Consider the following 20,234-nt stretch of genomic DNA (forward strand, 5'->3'; position numbering starts at 1 on the left):
CCTAAAAATCAAGTGTAAATTCGTTTTCGGTTTTGCCATCGCGCAACATGATTTCTTTTGCTGCTTGTTGCACATCTTCGTCATTGTATAAGACATTGTAGATTGTTTCTGTGATTGGCATTTCAACTTCTAGTTGTTGTGCCAATTCATAGGCTGCTTTAGTTGTTGAAACACCTTCCACAATCATACCCATGTTTTCTAAGACTTCATCTAACTTATGGCCTTTTCCTAATAAATTACCCGCACGCCAATTTCGAGAATGGACACTTGTACAAGTAACAATTAAATCCCCAACACCACTTAAACCAATAAATGTTAATGGGTTTGCTCCCATCGCAACCCCTAAACGACTAATTTCTGCTAAACCACGAGTCATAATTGCCGCTTTGGCATTATCACCAAAGCCTAAGCCATGAATCGCTCCGGCGCCCAAAGCAATAATATTTTTTAAGGCCGCCCCTGTTTCTACACCAATCACATCATCGTTCGTATAAATTCTAAAGTAATCATTCATAAACAACTCTTGCACATACACAGCGTCTGCTAAATTTTCGCTTGCTGCTGTAATGGTTGTGATGTCATGAACAGCGACTTCTTCTGCATGGCTTGGACCAGATAAAACCACAATCCCTTGCCGTTTTTCTGCTGGAATCTCTTCTGCTATCACTTCTGAAATCCGCTTATGTGTACCTTGCTCGAGCCCTTTACTTGCATGAATAATAATTGGTTTTGTTTTTAAATGTTGGGCCACTTCTTGTGCTACTGAACGAATGGCTTTAGTTGGTACCACAAACAGTACCGCATCCACATCTACTAAAGCAGTGGCTAAATCAGTGGTTGCCTGAATTGAAGTAGGTAAGATTAATTCTGGTAAATAATGTTTGTTGGTGTGTTTTGTATTTATTTCATCGATTTGCTCTGGTTTATTTCCCCAAATACAGACCTCGTGTCCATTTTCGGCTAATACTTGAGCTAAAGCTGTCCCCCAGGAACCTGGACCTAAAACAGCGACTTTTTGTTTCATCGGTGAAACTCTCCTTTCGCTAAACAACGTTACTTCTTTAGTTTACCATATTCTTCGATCAAGTTGGATTAAGAAGTTGTTATTTTTTTCTTTTGTTTCTCCCGATTGTAAAATTTCAAATTGGGATTTCTTCTACGAACGATCACAATAACAATTGCTGCCACGAACATCACTAAAGACAACAATTGTGAGACACGAATGTTACTAAACGCATACAAACTGTCCATCCGTAAGCCTTCGATGAAGAAACGGCCGAAAGAATACCATATTATATAACCTAAAAAGACTTCGCCTTCTTTTAAAAAGTGTGGCTTTTTGCGTAATAACACTAAAACGATAAAGCCTAAAACATTCCAGACAGATTCATATAAAAATGTTGGTTGATGATACGTTCCGTTGATATTCATGTTATCAATGATAAACGTTGGTAAATGGAGATTTTCTAAAAATTGTCTGGTGGTCGCTGGCCCATAGGCTTCATGATTCATAAAGTTGCCCCAGCGACCAATTGCTTGCGCTAAAATCACACTTGGTGCGGCAATATCTAAAAAAGTCCATGTAGAAATGAAACGATGACGCGTAAAGAAAAACAGCGCCAGTCCCCCACCAATAAGACCACCATAAATCGCTAAGCCACCATTTCGAGTAAAGAAAATTTCAATCGGATTATCTACATAATCTTGCCATTGAAAAGCGACGTAATACAAGCGCGCGCCAACAATTGCTGCAGGTAATCCCCAGAGCATAAAGTCAAAGACATCATCTTCTTTTAAACCAACACGAACGGCTTCACGACTACTTAGCCAAACAGCTAAAGCAATCCCTGAAACAATAATAATTGCATACCAATAGACGGGAATACCGAAAAGGCGAAATGCAATTGAATTTACTTGAGCTAACATCATCACATCTTCTCCTTCTATTCTCCTGAATTTTCTTCAATCAAACGGGTTAAGCGCTCTTCGAACGTTTTTGTTGCATCATAGCCCATTGTTTTCGCGCGGAAGTTCATTGCTGCTACTTCAATGATAATGGCCACATTTCGGCCGGTCTTAACAGGAATACGAATCTGAGGGACATCAACGTTAGCTATTTCAACCATTGCATCATCACTACCAAGACGATCATATTTCTTGTCTTTTTCCCATGCCTCTAAATAAACGACCAGTTGAACTTGCATAAAGCCACGGACCGCACTAGCTCCAAACAGGTTCATGACGTCAATAATTCCAATACCACGAATTTCAATTAAATGCTGCAAAATTTTTGGCGGCTCTCCAACCACGGTTAATTCATCTTGCTGATAAACATCGACACGATCGTCTGCGATTAGCCGATGTCCACGTTTAATAAGCTCTAAAGCTGTTTCACTTTTACCAATACCGCTATCTCCTTGAATCAAAACACCAAGTCCATAAACATCAACTAAAACCCCATGGACACTTGTCCGAACAGCTAAACGGCCATCTAAATAACTGGATAGTTCCCCTAGTAAACGGGAAGTTGAAATCGGTGAACGTAATACAGAAACCCCATTTTCTTTTGCTGCTGTAATCAATTCTTCGGGGATTTCTAGTCCTCTGGATACTATAAAGGCTGGAGTATCTTTCGCACATAAACGGCGCATCACTAATAAACGCTCTTCAGGCATCATTCGTTCCGCAAAGGTAATTTCTTTGCTCCCAAATAATTGTAAACGATCATGGGAATAATAATTAAAATACCCAGTTAATTCTAAGCCTGGCCGGGAAATTTCACCAGTTTTAATTGTTCTATTTAAGCTTTCTTCATCTCCGTATACTACTTCTAAAGAAAGATTTTCTACCAGTTGATAAATCTTTACCACTTCTGTCATATCGAATGTCAGTCCTTTCTGCTACTTGTTATATTTTATCATTTAAAAATACAAGTTTCTAGCTATTCACTAGATAATTCCTAGAATTATCATATTTCAAAAAAATGAAACTATTTTTCTTTGAAATTATCTATGCTATTTCTGTCACTTGACTATTTCAGAAAACTTTGTATACTTGAAGCCGATCCTTTTAAGAAAAGAGGAAACTTATGAAAGAATATTTAAAGGAAAAAGCCCATCAATTACCGTTAACGCCTGGTGTTTATTTAATGAAAGACGCAACCGACACAATTATTTATGTGGGTAAAGCCAAAAAATTAAAAAATCGCGTGTCGAGCTATTTTATTAATAGTAATCAACATTCTCGAAAGACGATGCGTTTAGTCAAACAAATTATAGACTTCGATGTTCTCCATACTGACACAGAATTGGATGCACTCCTCCTAGAATGTCAACTGATTCAACAGTATCGGCCGCGCTACAATCGCCAAATGAATGCTTATGAACAATATTCTTATGTATCGGTAGCCGTTAATGAGCGGCAATTAGAGATTAAACTCTTAAATATTCCCACTAAAGAGAACTGTTTTGGTCCTTATTCGATTCGCCGAAAATTAAACCGTTTAAAAATAATTTTGGATAGTATCTACGATCTCGTCCCAACCAACTATTGGCATCAAACCTTTCAAAAAGAGAGTGCCATTCCGACCGAACTATTTCAACAAGAATTGTTCGACTTTTTCCATAATCAAGGACGAGAACCAATCAAACGAATTGCTCAACAAATGCAAGAGGCTGCTGAAAAACAAGCCTTCGAAAAAGCGGCAAAACTCAAGGAAGATTGGCTCTTTCTGACGCGCTTTGCAAACCAAAATCAACGAATTAGTCAAGCTAACCAACGAGATTGGCAACTGATGTGGTTACCTTGTCAGAAAAAAATCAAATACTATTTAATTTACCAAGGCTTGGTGGTAGCAACACGTGTTGTAACTAAACAAACGTTTCAAAAATATTCACCGCTTGAACTAGCAAAAAAAATCATGCCCAAAAAACCACCGAAAACAATTGAGCATTACTCGAAGCAACAAGTTGATTTTTTAAACATTTTATATGGCTATATCAGCCGCCATCCAGAATGTCACCTAGAAAATTTAACCATCGAAAAAGCCTGAAGAACGCATTTTATGCTGCGCTCTTCAGGCTTTTTTTATTCATATTTCGATAAATTGTGATCCGTAACGATCGTATTGACAATTGACATAATTACAGCCATTAGCACCGCTGCCCAAAAACTTGAGAAGCCAAAGTTCATTTCCCCCACAAAAAACGAGGTCATTTGTAAAATCGCTGCATTGACAACAAAGCTAAATAGACCAAACGTTAATAAAGTAAATGGGAGCGACAAGATTGTTAAGACTGGTTTCACCAACATATTTAGGATTGAGAGAACAAAGGCGGCAATAATTGCAGGCATTATGCCTCTCACATGAATCATGCCAGGAAAAACAACTGATAAAGAAATGAATGTCAGTGTATTAACAACCAATCGCTGAAAATATGTCATTAAAAGTCACTCCATTCGTCATCATCAATTTTTTCCGCTTCTTTACGTTGCTTTTTATTGGCAGCATAAGGATTTTCATTGCGAACATTTCTATTATAAGGATTTTGATGGCCGTAGCCGCGATCGCTTCCTGTTCTTCCAGAAGGGATCAAGACTGCTAAGGCAATGTATAAGAGAATGCCTGGAAATCCTGCTGAGAAAAAGCTGAGCAAGACATAAACGACACGAATAATTGTTGGGTCAATTCCTAGCCAATCAGCAATCCCAGCTAAGCTTCCTGTTAAAACCACGTTATTCGGAGATTTTGTTAGTTTTCTTTTCATATGTTTTCACCTCGTCTACTAAATTTTACACTAGAAAGGCTGATTCGTCAGCCCATCTAGCTTAAAATTATTAATTATTTATCCGTATCTTTTAGGAAAATACTTCCCGTTGTTGTAGAAGCATTAATTTGAGCCATTGATTCTTCCAGTACACGTCTAAAATGTAATTGTTGATTGCCGCGATCTTTCTTTTCACGAACAACTTCAATATCTGTTAAACGGCTGTTAATACTACCTAAATTAGTTTTCACTTGCCCTTCAACACCTAAGTCATTTGGCAAGGCCAATTTGATATTCCCATTTGCAGAGCTTGCTTCAACACGGCGAAGCGTTTTTTCTTTAGCTGTAATGCGGATATCTCCATTAATCAGAGAAACACTTAGACTTTCTGGTGCCGCGGAAATAGACACATCACCATTGACTGTTTCAATAATGTTATCTAAAATCGTTCCTTCTAGGACTTTAATTTCACCATTCACGCCTTCAATTTCTAACATAGTTGCATCAATTTTTTTAAACGTAATCGTCCCATTCGTTGATTTTGTGTAAACATCTTTCGCTGTTAACTCTTCTACTAAGACATTTCCGTTTAATAATTTAACAGATACATGATCGTAAGTGCGTTTTGGTAAATAGAACGTTAAATCTGCTTTCACTCGTTTGTTTGGCACTTGGAAAGAAATTGTTTCATCATCCACATCAATGTCACTTCGTTCTAAGAAAGCTTCCATTGGTGAATCTCCTGCCATTTTACCATATAATTTGATTTTTGCTTCGACTTTCACATCTTCTTGATCCCAAGTTTTGAAAACCACGGTACCATTTGCTACCTTGACATCAATTAAACTTGCTTGTGGATTTGGATAGTTAAACTCATGTTCAAACTTAGTTGTTGCCACACCAGGAACTTTCATTTTAATGTCTTTCCATTCCACATTATCATTCATGGTATCACTGAAAGAATTAAATGTTTTTTTCAAGAATTCTCCCACTTGACCGCCAACTTCGGCAACTTTGCCGCCGACTTGGTTAAAGGTGTCTGTGGCTTGATCTTTCCACTCTTCAGAGAATTGAGAAGAAACTTTTTCTTTTGTATCATTCCATTGACCTTTCCATTGTTCTTTGCGAATGTTTTTTAGTTCTTCTTCCAGTGCTGTTTTTTCAGTACTTTGAGTCGCTAATTTTTCTTCTAATTGTGCAAGTAAAACGTGCAAGTCTTTTCGTTGAACTTGTTCATCTTCTGTTAATGCATCTAATTCTTCTTTTGTATCTAATGTTCCAATTTCTTCTGCGACTTCTTTAATTTCTTCTTTGATGCCGGCAATTTCTGCGTTGACTTCGTCCAATTCAGCCGAAGCGCGATTGGCTTTTGTTGCTAACTCATCAAGAATTCTTTCTAAGTTTTCACGATCTTTTTCTGCACTGTCCTGTGTATTTTCTTCAAACGAATCAACAGTAGGTCCTTCTGATTCGCCTTTTTCTAATGCATCCATTAAATCTGCGACTTGATCTTCTTTATTTGTTGTTCCAATATTTTGTGTATCAACTTTTTCAGCAGCTTTTTCGATTTGTTTTTCATCTTTTTCAGTTGCCATATTTTCTAATAAAATTAACGCTTCTTCTGACGTTAGAATACCTTTTTTCACTAATTCTAATACGCGTTCTCTTTCTTTCATGGATATTGCCTCCTTAGCAAATTTTTCACTCAATAGTGTTTTCCTTACATGCATTATTATGCCTTGTTTTTGATCATTTGTCATAGGACTTAAGAACGATTTCTTCTCATTAGTAAGGACTAGTTTTATAAAATCAGTTCATTTTACGCTAAAAAAACTAGGAATTGGTCTAAAAAAGGCCGTCTCCTAGTTTTTTTTATTTGTTTTTCTTAAAATTGTTCGTCACGATTACTATTCAATTCGGTAATTTTACCAGTTGCCAAGTAAACAATCCACTCACAAATATTTGTGACATAGTCGCCAATTCTTTCCAAGTATTGTGCCACATGTAGATAATCAGTTCCGCTAATGACCGTTTCTGGATTAGCTTTCATTGCTTCTACGGCATGTTTGTAAATACTATCGAAATATTCATTAGTACGATCATCCATTTGTGCAATCATTCGTGCATCTTTTTGATCCGTTTTAACATAGGCGATTAAAACATTATCCACCATTTTTTTCACATAATCAGACATATCTGAAATTTCTTTTTCGATTTCAGGAATACGTGTTTCTCCTTTTAAGCGAATCGTTGATTTAGCAATTGAAACGGCATGGTCCGCCATTCTTTCTAAATCCGAACTAGCTTTCATAACAGTAATAATCATACGTAAGTCTGTTGTCACTGGTTGTTGTAACGCAATCATTTCAAAACTCTTTTTCTCAAGTTTGACTTCCATATCATTAATTTCAATATCGCGATCAATCACTTCTTGAGCCAATTTTTTATCATGATTAATATATGCCTTCACGGATTTATGGACGGCACTACTAACCATCATACCCATTTCATAAAATTGATTGTGCAGATTTAATAGTTCTTCTTCAAATTGTGTCCGTAACATTCTTTTTCCCCCTTTTAACCAAATTTACCAGAAATGTAATCTTCTGTTTGTTTTTCTTTTGGATTTAAAAATACTTTTTTCGTGTCATTAAATTCAATTAAATCACCTTGTAAAAAGAAGGCCGTTTTATCAGAGATCCGTGATGCTTGCGACATATTATGTGTCACCATAATCATGGTATATTTCTCTTTTAATGTTAACAGCATGTTTTCAATTTTACCACTAGAAACTGGGTCCAAGGCGCTAGTTGGTTCATCTAATAAAATAATATCTGGTTCCACAGCTAAAACACGAGCGATACAAACCCGCTGTTGTTGTCCACCAGAAAGTGAAAGTGCACTTTTGTGAAGTTTATCTTTGACATCCTCCCAAACGGCAGCTGCTTTCAAACTGGTTTCAACTGCTTCATCTAAGACTTGCTTGTCTTTGACTCCTTTTAGGCGCAAGCCATAAATCACATTTTCATAAACTGAAAACGGAAATGGATTAGGTTGTTGGAAAACCATGCCAATTTCTTTACGTAATTCAACGTTATCTGTTTTCGGTCCATAAATATCTTTTCCTTTATAGACGACACTTCCAGTAATAGTTACGTCTGGGATTAAATCATTCATACGATTCAAGCAACGTAAATACGTTGACTTCCCGCAACCAGAAGGACCAATCATGGCAGTTAATTCTCCTTGATTAAAAGTTAAATCAATGCCTTTCAATGCTTCTTTTTTCCCGTAATATAAATGTAAATCTTTTGATGAAATAATTTCTTTGCCCATCTTGCTCCTCCTAACCAAAATGTCCTGAAACGTAGTCTTCCGTTGCTTGAATTTTTGGTCGTGTAAAGATTTTTCTTGTATGGTCGTATTCAATGACTTTACCCATATAGAAGAAAGCTGTATAGTCACTAATCCGCGCCGCTTGTTGCATGTTATGTGTCACAATGATGATCGTGTAATCATCTTTTAAATTCACTAACGTTTCTTCAACCGTTCCTGTTGAAATCGGATCTAACGCGCTTGCCGGTTCATCTAACAATAAAATATCTGGTTTCATCGCAATTGCCCGAGCGATACACAAACGTTGTTGTTGCCCACCAGACAGAGCTAAGGCGCTTTTGTTTAAGTTATCTTTCACTTGATCCCAAAGTGCGGCTTGCTTCAAACTTGTTTCAACGATTTCATCTAATTTTTTCTTATCCTTTTCACCATGCTGTTTCAATGCGAATGTGATATTTTCATAGATAGATTTACTAAATGGATTGGGCCGCTGAAAAACCATGCCAATGCGTTTTCTCATTTCGTAGACGTCAACTTCTTTCGTATTGACATCGACATCTTTATACATGATTTTTCCAGTAACACGTGAATTGGCAATGCCATCGTTCATACGATTTAGCGAACGTAAATACGTGGATTTACCGCAACCAGAAGGTCCAATTAAGGCGGTTATTTTGTTCTTTTCAAATTGTAAATCAACACCTTTGATAGCCTCATTGTCCCCGTAAAAGACATGTAAGTCTTCCGTGTGTAACGCAATCGGGTCTTTTTGGCTATCTAGTTGAAGTAAATGGGTATCATTTAAATTGTATTCTTTCATGCTAATTCCCCTAACATTAAGCTGATGTCATTCTCTTATAAAGACGGTTGCCGATAAAACGAGCGCCGAAATTGAAAAGTAAAACTACTAAAATTAACACAGCGGAGGCACCTGCTGAGACCGCAGCGCCATCTGGCATCGTTCCTTCGGTATTAATTTTCCAAATATGCACAGCCAACGTTTCCGCTTGACGGAAAATACTAATCGGACTTGAAACGCTCAACGGATTCCAATTACTGAAATCTAAGGCAGGTGCGCTTTGTCCTGCTGTATAAATTAACGCAGCGGCTTCACCGAAAATCCGACCAGAACTCAAAATAACACCTGTCAAAATTCCTGGTAACGCTTCTGGCAAAATAACTTTTTTAACTGTTTCCCAACGTGAAAGACCTAAGGCTAACCCCGCTTCACGCTGTGTATAATGAATGGCTTTCAAAGATTCCTCAACATTTCTAGTCAATAATGGTAAGTTAAAAAATGTTAATGCTAACGCACCTGATAAGATTGAAAAGCCATATCCGATTTGTACAACGAAAATCAAGAAGCCGAACAGCCCGACAACAACGGAAGGCAATGAACTTAAAATTTCAATTGAGGTACGAATTAAATCAGTTAACCAATTCTTTTTCGCATATTCCGATAAGTAAATTCCAGCACCCAATGAAATTGGAATACTAATAATCATTGTAATCAATAGTAAATATAGTGAGTTAAAAAGCTGAATACCAATCCCACCACCAACTTGATAAGCTCTGGATGGTTGTGTTAAAAATTCCCACGAAATATGTGGAATTCCTCTAGCTAAAATGTAAATCAGTAAGGCCGCCAAAATTAAAACAATGACGCCAGATACGGCATATAAGATACCTGTTGCGATTTTATCTGCTTTTTTTGCATTCATTATTTTAAGGCTCCTCTCTTACCGATAATTCGGATAACAATGTTGAATAGTAAAGACATCAACAATAGAATCAAGGCTAAAGACCAAAGAACGTTGTTTTCAACTGTTCCCATAATTGTATTCCCAATCCCCATTGTCAAAATACTTGTTAGTGTCGAAGCTGGTGTTGTCAAACTAGTTGGCATCACAGCTGCATTTCCGATTACCATTTGGATTGCTAAGGCTTCACCAAACGCACGAGCCATACCAAAGACAACCGCAGTTAAAATACCAGGCACAGCTGCCCGCAAGACAACTTTATAAATCGTTTGCCAACGCGTAGCACCAAGCGCCAACGACGCTTCACGATAATGTCGAGGCACAGCTTTTAATGCATCTACGGTCATCGTAGTAACCGTTGGTAAAATCATGACAAATAGCACAAACGTACCAGCTAAAATACCGAAGCCAGTTCCGCCAAAGATTGAACGGACAAAAGGAACAATGACAGATAAACCAATAAATCCATAAACAACAGAGGGAATCCCTACAAGTAATTCAATAACTGGTTGTAAAAATTTTGCTCCTTTTTTAGGTGAAATTTCTGTCATAAAAACAGCCGCTCCAATCGCAAATGGTGTCGCAACAATCGCTGACAAAAACGTTACAATAAAGGAACCCGCAATCATCGGTAAAGCCCCAACCATGGGTTTACCGTCTGCACCGATATCACTTGGGTTCCAGTTTGTTCCAAATAAGAAATCAAACACGTTAATCTTATCTTTAAAGAATGTAGCAAGTCCTTTACTTGCAACAAAATAGAAAATTGAAACAACCACTGCTACAATTAAGGCAATACATAGGAAACTAATAAATTTCCCTCGTTGCTCCATCTTGGCTCTTTTCGATTTTGTTAATAATTTTTTCTGTACATCTTCCAAGAATATTTCCTCCTCAAACAATCCAACTTTTACAGATAAAAATAGTGTACCTTTTTTACATCAATTTGTTTTTAATAACATGTAAATTTTATGTTAAGTTTGTAAATTTTGTGTTAAGAGAATTATTTAATGACATTTCCTTGCCAATCCCGTTCAATTTCCATTTTTGAAACAGGAATATACCCTAATTGACCAATCACACGTTCTTGGATATCATCTGACAACATAAAGTCTAAAAACTCTTTGGTTAAATCACTTGGATTTTTACGAGTGTACATGTGTTCATAAGACCAAATAATCCATTTATTGTTCATTACATTTTCATCTGTTGGCTGAACACCATCAATACTTAACGTAGCTACTTCATCAGTAACATATGAAAATGCGGTATAACTAATCGCTCCTGGTGTATCAGAAACAATGGAACGAACCATGCCGCTGGAATCTTGTTCTTGCGCACGAATGGCTGTTTTATCTCCCAAGACCCACTTTTCAAAAGTCGCACGCGTACCACTACCGGCCGCTCTGTTCAAAATAACAATTTTTTGATCTTTCCCGCCAAGTTCTTTCCAGTTTGTTACTTCACCTAAAAAGATTTTCTTTAAATTTTCCATTGAGATATCTTTGACACCGACATTTTTGTTAACGATTGGTGTAATCCCAACAACAGCAACTTTATGATCAATTAAGTCTTCCGCTTTGATGCCCTTTTTCTCTTCTGCAAATAAATCAGAATTACCAATGTCTACCGCACCAGATTGGACTTGACTCAGACCTGTTCCGCTTCCGCCCCCTTGGACATTAATAAATCTTCCCGGATTTTGACTTTGATATTCCTCACTCGCTGTCTCTACTAATGGTTGTAAAGCTGATGAGCCTACCGCTGTGATGGATTCACCACGATCAATCCATTTTGCACATCCTGTCAAAGTAAGTATACTTGCCAAACCAATAAATAATAGCAATCTTTTTTTCATCGATTCATTATTCCTCCAATTAATTTCAATCTATTCTATTTTACCATTATATGTAGGACTTGAAAATTATAAGTTATCAATTTGTTGGTACAACTGAGAAAACTCTTAAATTAAATAACAAGTATTTTAAAACTAAAACAAAAAAAGCTCTCCAAAATGGAGAGCTTTTTTTCGTTTAAATTTTCAAGAAACGACGCATTGAAATAACTGAACCTAGTGATCCAATAATCATTCCTGTTGCAATCATTAATAGATTAACTTTCCAGATAAAATCTTCTGGACGAATTAATGAATAATTCGAACGCAATAACTGCGGGTTAAACATGTTATAAACTTGATGGTAGCCTAACGTCATAATGATGACTGGCACGATTGCGCCAATCAACCCAATCCAAGCACCTTCTAAGAAGAACGGCCAACGAATGAAACTGTTTTTCGCTCCTACAAGACGCATAATTTGGATTTCTTTTTGACGAGATAAAATCGTAATCCGAATGGTGTTGGAAATTAAGAACACTGCAACGAATAAAAGTAATGCAGCAGCTGCTAAGCCCCAAGTTCGAACGGTTTGAGCGATTTTAAAGATTTTGTCTGAGTTTACACCACCGTAATCGGCTTTAAAAACACTTGGGAATTTAGCTGCTTGTTTCGCAATATCTTTCGTGTCTTCTGGTGTTTTTGCACGGACATAATACACGTCGTATAATGGGTTACTGTCGCCTTCGAAAAGATTCCAGGCATCCCCCATTTGTTCTTGGATTTTTTTCAATTGTTGATCTTTGTTTGAATAAGAAATATCTTCAACATTGTCTAATCCTTTAAGTTGTTTTTCTAATGTTTTCATTTCATTTTGTTTTGTACCAATATCGACAAAAACTGACACTGTCACGTTTTTTTCGACATCATCAGCAAGTTTCGTTGCATTAAAAATAACGCCCATAAAAATACCAACTAAAACTAATGTAATTGTAACCGCACTTGCTGAGGCAACAGTCATCCAACCGTTCCGTTTTAAACTTTTGATACTTTCAAATAAATGAGAAAAGAATGTTCTAATCATCGTAGCCGTATTCTCCTTCCACTTGGTCACGGATAATGCGACCATTTTCAATGGCAATAACACGGTGACGAATCGTATTTACAATTGTACTATTATGCGTTGCCATCACGACTGTTGTTCCTTGTGCGTTAATCCGGTCCAACAATTTCATGATTTCCCATGAATTCTCTGGATCTAAGTTCCCAGTTGGTTCATCGGCAATTAAAACTTTCGGTGTATTTACGATTGCTCGTGCAATGGATACCCGTTGCTGTTCCCCACCAGAAAGTTCGCTTGGAAAAACACGTACCTTATGTTTTAGACCGACTAAATCTAAAACTTCCATCACGCGTTTTTTGATTTCGCGAGGACGCCGTCCGATAACTTGCATCGCATAGGCCACGTTCTCATACACAGTTTTCTTTGGTAATAGTTTATAGTCTTGGAAAACGATGCCGATTTCACGACGTAAATAAGGAACTTCTTTATTTTTTATTTTCATTAAATCATGACCTGCAACTGTCAAATTACCTTTTGTTGCTTTTTCTTCACGATACATTAATCTAATAAAGGTTGATTTCCCTGCACCTGAGGGACCAACCACATAGACGAACTCGCCTTGGTCAATCTCTACTGAAATATTTCGAATCGCTGTTGTACCATTCGAATATTTCTTCATTACATCTTTCATTTCAATCATGGCGTTCTCTCCATCTCTTTTTTCTTCAATCCTACTCATTATAACATGTCAATATTGCAAACTTCTTGCATTAAGTTACATTTTTATTTCAATTTAATGAAGAGCTTAACTTAAGCGCTGTTTTAAGTAGGCATCAATGAAACCATCAAGGTCTCCATCCATCACAGCTTGTACATTGCCGGTTTCGTAATTTGTCCGATGGTCTTTGACCATTGAATACGGATGGAACACGTAAGAACGGATTTGTGAGCCCCAACCAATTTCCATTTGTTCACCACGTAAACTTGCTGCTTCTTGAGCTTTCTTTTCCATTTCCAATTGATATAATTTGGCTTTTAACATACTCATTGCTTGCTCACGGTTTTTTAATTGAGAACGTTGTGCTTGGCTTGCGACAACGGTGCCTGTTGGAATATGTGTAATTCGAACAGCCGATTCTGTTTTATTAATATGCTGACCACCAGCACCACTTGCTCGATAGGTATCAATTTTTAAGTCATCTGGATTGATCGCAATCTCTATTGTATCGTCTAATTCAGGCATTACATCAACTGAACAAAACGAAGTATGACGGCGTTTGGCGGAATCAAAGGGCGAAATCCGCACAAGACGATGGACACCTTTTTCAGATTTTAGGTAACCATAAGCATTGTAACCTTTGATTAATAAGGTGACACTTTTAATCCCTGCTTCATCTCCAGCTTGGTAATCCAACGTTTCAACTTGGAAACCGTGACTTTCTGCCCAACGTGTGTACATTCGTAAAAGCATACTTCCCCAATCTTGTGATTCAGTACCACCGGCACCAGGGTGTAATTCAATTAGGGCGTTATTATGATCATATGGCTCATTTAGTAGTAAGGATAGCTCATACGTTGTTAAACGTTCTTGCAAGAGATGAATTCTTTCTTCCAATTCTTCTTGAATCTCTGCATCATATTCTTCTTGTTGTAATTCAAACATCACCGTTAATTCGTCAAGTTCCTCAGAGAGCTGATGAAATTGTTGATATTTTTCTTTCAAACTATTGGTTTCGTTAATTAGCTTTTGAGCCGTTTCTGTGTTGTCCCAAAAACCAGGTTCTCCCATCCGATTTTCCGCCTCGGCAATGTCTTCTTCTAACTGGTCTAAGTCAAAGAGACCTCCTGAAGCTAGTAATTTTTTGTGTCATTTCGTCTAATAATGTACGAATTTCTGGGTTTTCCAAAATGATTCCTTCTTTCTCTTTATTGTAAAAAGAGCAAAGGCGGGACAAATTGCCCCACCCTGCGTTTTTTCTTTAATTAAGCGTTTCTTCCATGACAATTTTTGAATTTTTTGCCACTTCCGCATGGGCATAAATCATTACGGCCCACTTTTTTATCTACACGCACAGGTTGACGCTTCGCACTTGTGTTGCTTTGTGCAGCTGCATCTTGTTCTGTTTCTGGATGTTCCGCTTGTCCTTGAGCTACTTGCTCACGTTGGACATTTTGGCGAATTTCCGATTTCATGAATAAACGTGTTACTTCATATTCGATTGAACCCACCATATTGTTATACATAGAATAACCTTCTGTTTGATATTCTACTAATGGGTTGTTTTGACCGTACGCACGTAAGCCGACAGATTGGCGTAATTGATCCATTGCATCAATGTGATCTGTCCATTTAGTATCGACAACACGCAAGATGACTACTTTTTCAAATTCTAGCAATTGTTCTTGGCCATTCAATTGTTGAGATTTTTCTTCAAATACTTCTTGCGCACGTGCCACTAAGTAGTCTTTGATTTCTTCAGCTGATTTATTTTCTAAATCTTTTTTAGAAATCGTATCTTCATGGACAAGTGTTGAGGCTGCAAAATCGACAATCCCATCTAAATTCCATTCTTCTTTTTCTAATTGTGTATGGCTATCCACCACTCGGCCAATCGTCCGTTTTACCATGCCCATCAATACATCAGACAAGTCATTTTCTTCCATAATTACTTCTTGTCGTTGCGCATAAATAACTTCACGTTGCTCGCGCATCACGTCATCGTATTGTAAGACATTTTTACGTGTGTCATAGTTATTTCCTTCCACACGTTTTTGAGCAGACTCTACTTGGCGAGTAAACATTTTACTTTGAATAACTGCATCTTCTTCTTGCACATTCATTCGTTCTAAGAATGTTTTAATTCGTTCTGAACCAAAGCGTTTCATTAAGTCATCTTCTAAAGATAAATAAAATTGTGAAACCCCTGGATCCCCTTGACGTCCTGCACGTCCACGCAACTGATTATCAATACGACGTGACTCATGACGTTCTGTCCCGATAACCGCTAGACCACCTAGTTCAAGTACACCTAAACCAAGTTTAATATCCGTTCCACGACCAGCCATATTTGTTGCAATTGTAACTGCGCCTTTTTGACCGGCATTCATAATGATTTCGGCTTCTTTAAAGTGATTTTTCGCATTTAATACTTCATGAGGAATTTTAGCTGCGTTTAATTTATCAGAAAGTAATTCTGACGTTTCTACCGCAACAGTCCCCACCAACACTGGTTGTCCTTTGTGGTAACGTTCTTTAATATCTTCCACCACTGCATTAAATTTACTTTCTAAGGTTGGATAAAGTAAATCTGGACGATCGTCACGGATAATTGGACGATTGGTTGGAATTTGAATGACTTGAATATTGTAAATTTCACGGAATTCTTCTTCTTCTGTTTTAGCAGTACCAGTCATCCCGGCTAGTTTTTTGTACATCCGGAAGTAGTTTTGGAACGTAATCGTCGCCATTGTTTTTGTTTCATCTTCAATTTCGACGCCTTCTTTTGCTTCAATCGCTTGATGCAAGCCATCAGAATAACGACGACCATCCATGATACGACCAGTAAATTGGTCAACAATTAAGACTTTATTGTCTTGAACCACGTAATCAATGTCTAATAACATGATATAGTTTGCCCGTAACGCTTGATCTAAATGGTGCGTTAATGCTGTATTTTCAATATCGTAAAGGTTATCCAATCCGAAAGTTTGTTCAGCTTTTTCAATACCTGCTTCTGTTAAACCAATTGTTTTAGACTGAATATCAATTTTGTAATCTTCGTCTTCTTTTAAGCGTTTGACAAAATTATCGGCACGCGTATAGAGTGCTGTCGATTTTTCAGCTTGTCCAGAAATAATTAATGGGGTTCTTGCTTCATCAATTAAGATTGAATCCACTTCATCGACAATTGCATAGTTTAATGGACGTTGAACCATTTGGCTGCGATAAACAACCATGTTATCACGCAAATAGTCAAATCCTAATTCGTTATTTGTACTATAAGTGATATCACAGTTATACGCTTCACGTTTTTCATCAGAAGATTTAGAGTTAATGTTTAAGCCAACGCTTAAGCCTAAGAAATTATATAATTCTCCCATTTCGTTAGAGTCACGGGTTGCTAAGTATTCATTAACTGTAACAACGTGTACTCCTTCGCCAGATAGTGCATTCAAGTATACAGGCATTGTGGCAGTCAAGGTTTTCCCTTCACCTGTTCTCATTTCAGGGATGTTCCCGTCATGAAGCACAATCCCACCCATTAATTGGACACGGTATGGGAATAAACCTAGTACTCGTTTAGCAGCTTCACGGACAACCGCAAACGCTTCTGGTAATAGTTCGTCTAAGGTTTCCCCTTTTTGATAACGGGCTTTAAATTCATCTGTTTTTTCACGTAATTGTTCATCGCTTAGTTGTTCCATTGCACTTGCATGTGCATCAATTTTATCGGCGATTTTTTCTAATCGTCTTAATTCTTTTTTATCGTTTTCAATCATTTTTTTCAAAAAATTTGCCATTGGTATCTGTGTTCCTTTCAATTACCTCTTTTTATTTTTGTATCCTTTTTGTACAAGAAGCACAATCTATCCGTTTTATTTTATCATTACTTGACGAGAAAGAAAACCATTTCTCTCTATTTTACAGACATTTTCCTTTAAAAGAGGAACTTTTAAAGTTATTTTATGTATTTCTTTATTTTTTCTTTACTCCGTGCTTTAAAGATGTTTAAAGAGCTGAAATGCACGAAGGCATTTCAGCTCTTATTTTAAGCTTTAGTCTGTTTCAATCAAGCCATATTTGCCATCTTTACGACGGTAAACAATGCTTGTTCCATTTGTTTCAGCATCTTCAAAAATGAAGAAGTTGTGTCCTAACATGTTCATTTGTAAAACAGCTTCTTCACTGTCCATCGGTTTTAATGATAGACGTTTTGTACGAACGATGTCTAATTCTGAAGGTGTTTCTTCTGTTTCTTCACCAACTAAGAAGACAGCGGCTTTTGTATTGTTACGTCCTGTTTCACGAGATTTTCTGTTGATTTTTGTTTTAAATTTACGAATTTGTCGTTCTAATTTATCGACAACCAAATCAATACTTGCGTATAAATCAGGTGACGTTTCTTCAGCTCGTAAAACTAGATAAGGAAGAGGAATAGTAACCTCGACTTTGGCTGTTTTTTCAGTGTACACTTTCAAATTCACGTGAACCGTTGCTTCAGGTGAATCGCTGAAATATCTTTCTAATTTACCGACTTTTTTCTCAACATAGTCTCGAATCGCTTCGGTTACCTCGATATTTTCTCCACGTACATTATATCTAAACATAACAATTACCCCTTTCATCTACCAGTAAAGAAAAGATTAAAGGACCACTCTTTAATTCCCTTCTTCTTAATTTCATTATATCGAATAATCTGGGTTTTGCCAACAAAATAGTCATCAAATTTATGAATTCTTTTCTTTTTACCGCGCGAGAGTAAACGTATTCAAACTTTTAGGATAACAGTCATTGATAACAGCAGCTGCGTGGAAAAGAGTTCGTCCAGTGGTATAGATGTCATCCACCAAAATAATAGAACAATTTTTTAATTTTTTTTGGTTTTCTTTTTGGATGGCAAATGGTTGTTGCAACTGCATCCTTTCCTTTCTAGTTTTCTTAGATTGCGGAACATTTTCCTCTTTTCTAATTAAAAAAGGGCTGTACGGAACATCAGCCGCTTCTAGTAAGCCAATTACTTGGTTGAAGCCTCGTTCTTGCATTCGCTTTTCGGATAAGGGCACCGGAATAATATAGTCCGCAGATTGTTGCTGAAAGTAAAAGTTGATTTCCTCGTTAAAACACATTCTTAAGCGATAGTCTCCTTGAAATTTATAGCGTTCCATCCACTCTTGCATTCCTTCATCATAATGAAACAACGCTGCATTATGAAAAGAATACTCTGGATAAAGCAGCTGCCACCTTTGACAATCAAAACAATAATGCTCTTGGCTGACGCGACTACAACCAAAACAAGTGCCTGTCATTGGCAGTTTCTGGAACTTTGCTTGGCAGTGCTGGCAAAGTGAAGGCCTCGCCCATTTTTTAAAACGTAAGAGCATTTTTAATGTTATCTCCAAACGAATGGGGCTTGCGCAATTTTTACAATCCATCTAACATCCCTCGTTTGCTAGCCAAGCGATTCATTTGCTTTATTTGCCGAATTGCCTCTTTCATGTCTCTTGTTTCCCCATCATGTAAAAATAAAACTTCGCCGTAATTGAATTCTTGTCTTCGATCGACTCGGCCCGCAATTTGGACAAGTGTTGAAGAAGTGAAGACTCGATGATTGGCACCATAAACAATAACTGAGACTGCATCAAAAGTCACACCACGTTCTAAAATGGTTGTAGTGATCAAAATATCCGTTTTCTGCTGACGCATTGCTTGAACTTTTTCCAGGCGAAGCTCATCACTACCATAAACGGCGACAACTTCTTTGTCGGAAAATCGCTCAGCTATTAATGCATGCAATTGGTGAATTAATGAAATGCTTGGGCAAAATAGTAAAACTGAATTACGCACCAATAAACGTTTCAAATGATGTGCAATGATTTTAATATTTTTGCTAGAAATACGTTGCCACGACTGAACCCAAAATCGGCGTGGCACAGGTAATGGCCTACGGTGATATCTTGCTGGCAAAATACTGGCTGCTAACTTCTTTTGCTGTAAAAGCTTCCGCAATTCTTTCGTAGGCGTTGCTGTTAAGTACACCAAGCTACTTCTTTTTTTTCGTGCGTTACGCACTCCATAATAAAGATGCTCGTTATTAACAAAAGGAAAAGAGTCGACTTCATCAACGATAAGTAAATCAAATGCTTGATGGAATTTCAATAATTGATGGGTGGTGCAAATCACTAGTTTCGTATAACGATACGGTTCTTGACTGTTTCCATGAAGTAAAGCAATTGCTTCATGAGGAAAAACCGCTTGGATTCTGGGAAACAGTTCTAAGCAAACATCGACACGCGGCGAAGCCAGCGCAATCCGCCCCCCTTCTTGTAAGGTTTGGTGCAAAACAGCAAATAACATTTCTGTTTTGCCTGCACCTGTAACTGCCCACACTAAGCGATTCTCCCTTATTTTTACCGTCTCACAAAGTTCAACCGAGATCGCTTGCTGTCCCTTTGTTAATTGTCCAGACCACTCAAAAAAGACAGTTCTTGGGCTATTGGGCCTTTCTGGTAAATGACAAAATTTTTGACAAGAAGTCACACGGCCTAATTGAATGCATGCATGACAGTAGTATACATTTGTCGCCAGTCTGTTTTCTTTTTTGGATACGACTTCCCCGCACCGCTGACATTGAATTGTTAGGGGTGAACGCTCTAACATTGTTGGTAAATAAACCAGTTTTGTCTGTATTGAACGTTCTGTTTCTTCAATAATTATTTTACGTCCATGCAAATCTTCCATGTTAACCACCTCATTT

20 protein-coding genes are annotated in these 20,234 nt (G+C 37.4%); 1 reads left to right on the forward strand and 19 read right to left on the reverse strand.

Annotated elements, in window-relative coordinates:
- Position 1: 1 nt before the first annotated feature.
- The 3 genes from IGL37_RS07335 to hprK all read right to left on the reverse strand — a co-directional run bounded on the left by IGL37_RS07335 (position 2) and on the right by hprK (position 2,879).
- The gene (locus IGL37_RS07335) at positions 2-1,024 is read right to left on the reverse strand and encodes an NAD(P)H-dependent glycerol-3-phosphate dehydrogenase (RefSeq protein ID WP_002357312.1); all 1,023 of its coding nucleotides are present in this window, start codon (positions 1,022-1,024) and stop codon (positions 2-4) included.
- A 68-nt stretch (positions 1,025-1,092) separates the two neighbouring features.
- Complete coding sequence (lgt, locus tag IGL37_RS07340) at positions 1,093-1,926, reverse strand: prolipoprotein diacylglyceryl transferase (RefSeq protein ID WP_002381830.1); 834 nt, start codon at positions 1,924-1,926, stop codon at positions 1,093-1,095.
- Positions 1,927-1,943: 17 nt separating this feature from the next.
- Positions 1,944-2,879: an HPr(Ser) kinase/phosphatase gene (gene hprK / locus IGL37_RS07345; RefSeq protein ID WP_002357309.1), complete on the reverse strand. Its 936-nt coding sequence runs from the start codon at positions 2,877-2,879 to the stop codon at positions 1,944-1,946.
- Positions 2,880-3,088: 209 nt separating this feature from the next.
- Between hprK and IGL37_RS07350 the strand changes: the two genes are divergently transcribed.
- A complete protein-coding gene (locus tag IGL37_RS07350) occupies positions 3,089-4,051 on the forward strand; it encodes a GIY-YIG nuclease family protein (protein ID WP_002365747.1) in 963 nt (320 codons plus the stop codon).
- Positions 4,052-4,086: 35 nt separating this feature from the next.
- Here the strand turns inward: IGL37_RS07350 and IGL37_RS07355 are convergent, their stop codons facing one another.
- The 16 genes from IGL37_RS07355 to IGL37_RS07430 all read right to left on the reverse strand — a co-directional run bounded on the left by IGL37_RS07355 (position 4,087) and on the right by IGL37_RS07430 (position 20,218).
- Positions 4,087-4,443, reverse strand: a complete 357-nt coding sequence (locus IGL37_RS07355) for a phage holin family protein (RefSeq protein ID WP_002357307.1) — start codon at positions 4,441-4,443, stop codon at positions 4,087-4,089.
- On the reverse strand, positions 4,443-4,766 hold the full coding sequence (locus IGL37_RS07360) for a PspC domain-containing protein (RefSeq protein ID WP_002357306.1): 324 nt from the start codon (positions 4,764-4,766) through the stop codon (positions 4,443-4,445). Before IGL37_RS07360 ends, IGL37_RS07355 begins: the two co-directional genes overlap by 1 nt.
- 74 nt (positions 4,767-4,840) lie before the next feature.
- Entirely contained in the window at positions 4,841-6,442 is a 1,602-nt protein-coding gene (liaX, locus tag IGL37_RS07365; protein WP_002360155.1) for a daptomycin-sensing surface protein LiaX, read from the reverse strand.
- A gap of 209 nt (positions 6,443-6,651) precedes the next feature.
- Positions 6,652-7,329 (reverse strand): phosphate signaling complex protein PhoU, encoded by a 678-nt coding sequence (gene phoU / locus IGL37_RS07370; RefSeq protein ID WP_002357304.1) that lies wholly within the window; start codon positions 7,327-7,329, stop codon positions 6,652-6,654.
- A gap of 14 nt (positions 7,330-7,343) precedes the next feature.
- Positions 7,344-8,102, reverse strand: a complete 759-nt coding sequence (gene pstB, locus IGL37_RS07375) for a phosphate ABC transporter ATP-binding protein PstB (RefSeq protein ID WP_002357303.1) — start codon at positions 8,100-8,102, stop codon at positions 7,344-7,346.
- Between the two features lie 10 nt (positions 8,103-8,112).
- Complete coding sequence (gene pstB, locus IGL37_RS07380) at positions 8,113-8,922, reverse strand: phosphate ABC transporter ATP-binding protein PstB (RefSeq protein WP_002357302.1); 810 nt, start codon at positions 8,920-8,922, stop codon at positions 8,113-8,115.
- Between the two features lie 16 nt (positions 8,923-8,938).
- On the reverse strand, positions 8,939-9,823 hold the full coding sequence (pstA, locus tag IGL37_RS07385) for a phosphate ABC transporter permease PstA (RefSeq protein WP_002357300.1): 885 nt from the start codon (positions 9,821-9,823) through the stop codon (positions 8,939-8,941).
- The gene (pstC, locus tag IGL37_RS07390) at positions 9,823-10,743 is read right to left on the reverse strand and encodes a phosphate ABC transporter permease subunit PstC (protein ID WP_002357299.1); all 921 of its coding nucleotides are present in this window, start codon (positions 10,741-10,743) and stop codon (positions 9,823-9,825) included. The genes pstA and pstC overlap by 1 nt, the downstream gene beginning before the upstream one ends.
- A gap of 122 nt (positions 10,744-10,865) precedes the next feature.
- On the reverse strand, positions 10,866-11,720 hold the full coding sequence (locus tag IGL37_RS07395; RefSeq protein ID WP_002357298.1) for a phosphate ABC transporter substrate-binding protein PstS: 855 nt from the start codon (positions 11,718-11,720) through the stop codon (positions 10,866-10,868).
- A 175-nt stretch (positions 11,721-11,895) separates the two neighbouring features.
- Complete coding sequence (gene ftsX / locus IGL37_RS07400; protein WP_002360154.1) at positions 11,896-12,780, reverse strand: permease-like cell division protein FtsX; 885 nt, start codon at positions 12,778-12,780, stop codon at positions 11,896-11,898.
- Positions 12,773-13,459 (reverse strand): cell division ATP-binding protein FtsE, encoded by a 687-nt coding sequence (gene ftsE, locus IGL37_RS07405; RefSeq protein ID WP_002361935.1) that lies wholly within the window; start codon positions 13,457-13,459, stop codon positions 12,773-12,775. The genes ftsX and ftsE overlap by 8 nt, the downstream gene beginning before the upstream one ends.
- A gap of 105 nt (positions 13,460-13,564) precedes the next feature.
- Positions 13,565-14,666, reverse strand: a protein-coding gene (gene prfB / locus IGL37_RS07410) for a peptide chain release factor 2 (protein WP_111997025.1) whose coding sequence is annotated in 2 segments (ribosomal slippage) — positions 13,565-14,593 and positions 14,595-14,666 — 1,101 coding nt in all. Because the reading frame shifts where the segments join, the coding sequence is not laid out codon by codon here.
- 76 nt (positions 14,667-14,742) lie between these two features.
- Positions 14,743-17,280, reverse strand: coding sequence for a preprotein translocase subunit SecA (gene secA / locus IGL37_RS07415; RefSeq protein ID WP_002381826.1), 2,538 nt, complete (start codon positions 17,278-17,280; stop codon positions 14,743-14,745).
- A gap of 255 nt (positions 17,281-17,535) precedes the next feature.
- Positions 17,536-18,087, reverse strand: a complete 552-nt coding sequence (hpf, locus tag IGL37_RS07420) for a ribosome hibernation-promoting factor, HPF/YfiA family (RefSeq protein ID WP_002357293.1) — start codon at positions 18,085-18,087, stop codon at positions 17,536-17,538.
- 138 nt (positions 18,088-18,225) lie between these two features.
- Positions 18,226-18,912, reverse strand: coding sequence for a ComF family protein (locus IGL37_RS07425; protein ID WP_033917919.1), 687 nt, complete (start codon positions 18,910-18,912; stop codon positions 18,226-18,228).
- Positions 18,902-20,218 carry a DEAD/DEAH box helicase gene (locus IGL37_RS07430; RefSeq protein WP_002388986.1) on the reverse strand — a complete coding sequence of 439 codons (1,317 nt, stop codon included), beginning with the start codon at positions 20,216-20,218 and terminating at the stop codon, positions 18,902-18,904. Before IGL37_RS07430 ends, IGL37_RS07425 begins: the two co-directional genes overlap by 11 nt.
- Positions 20,219-20,234 lie beyond the last annotated feature (16 nt).

The organism is Enterococcus sp. AZ119 (assembly GCF_050546175.1).
GTDB lineage: Bacteria > Bacillota > Bacilli > Lactobacillales > Enterococcaceae > Enterococcus > Enterococcus faecalis.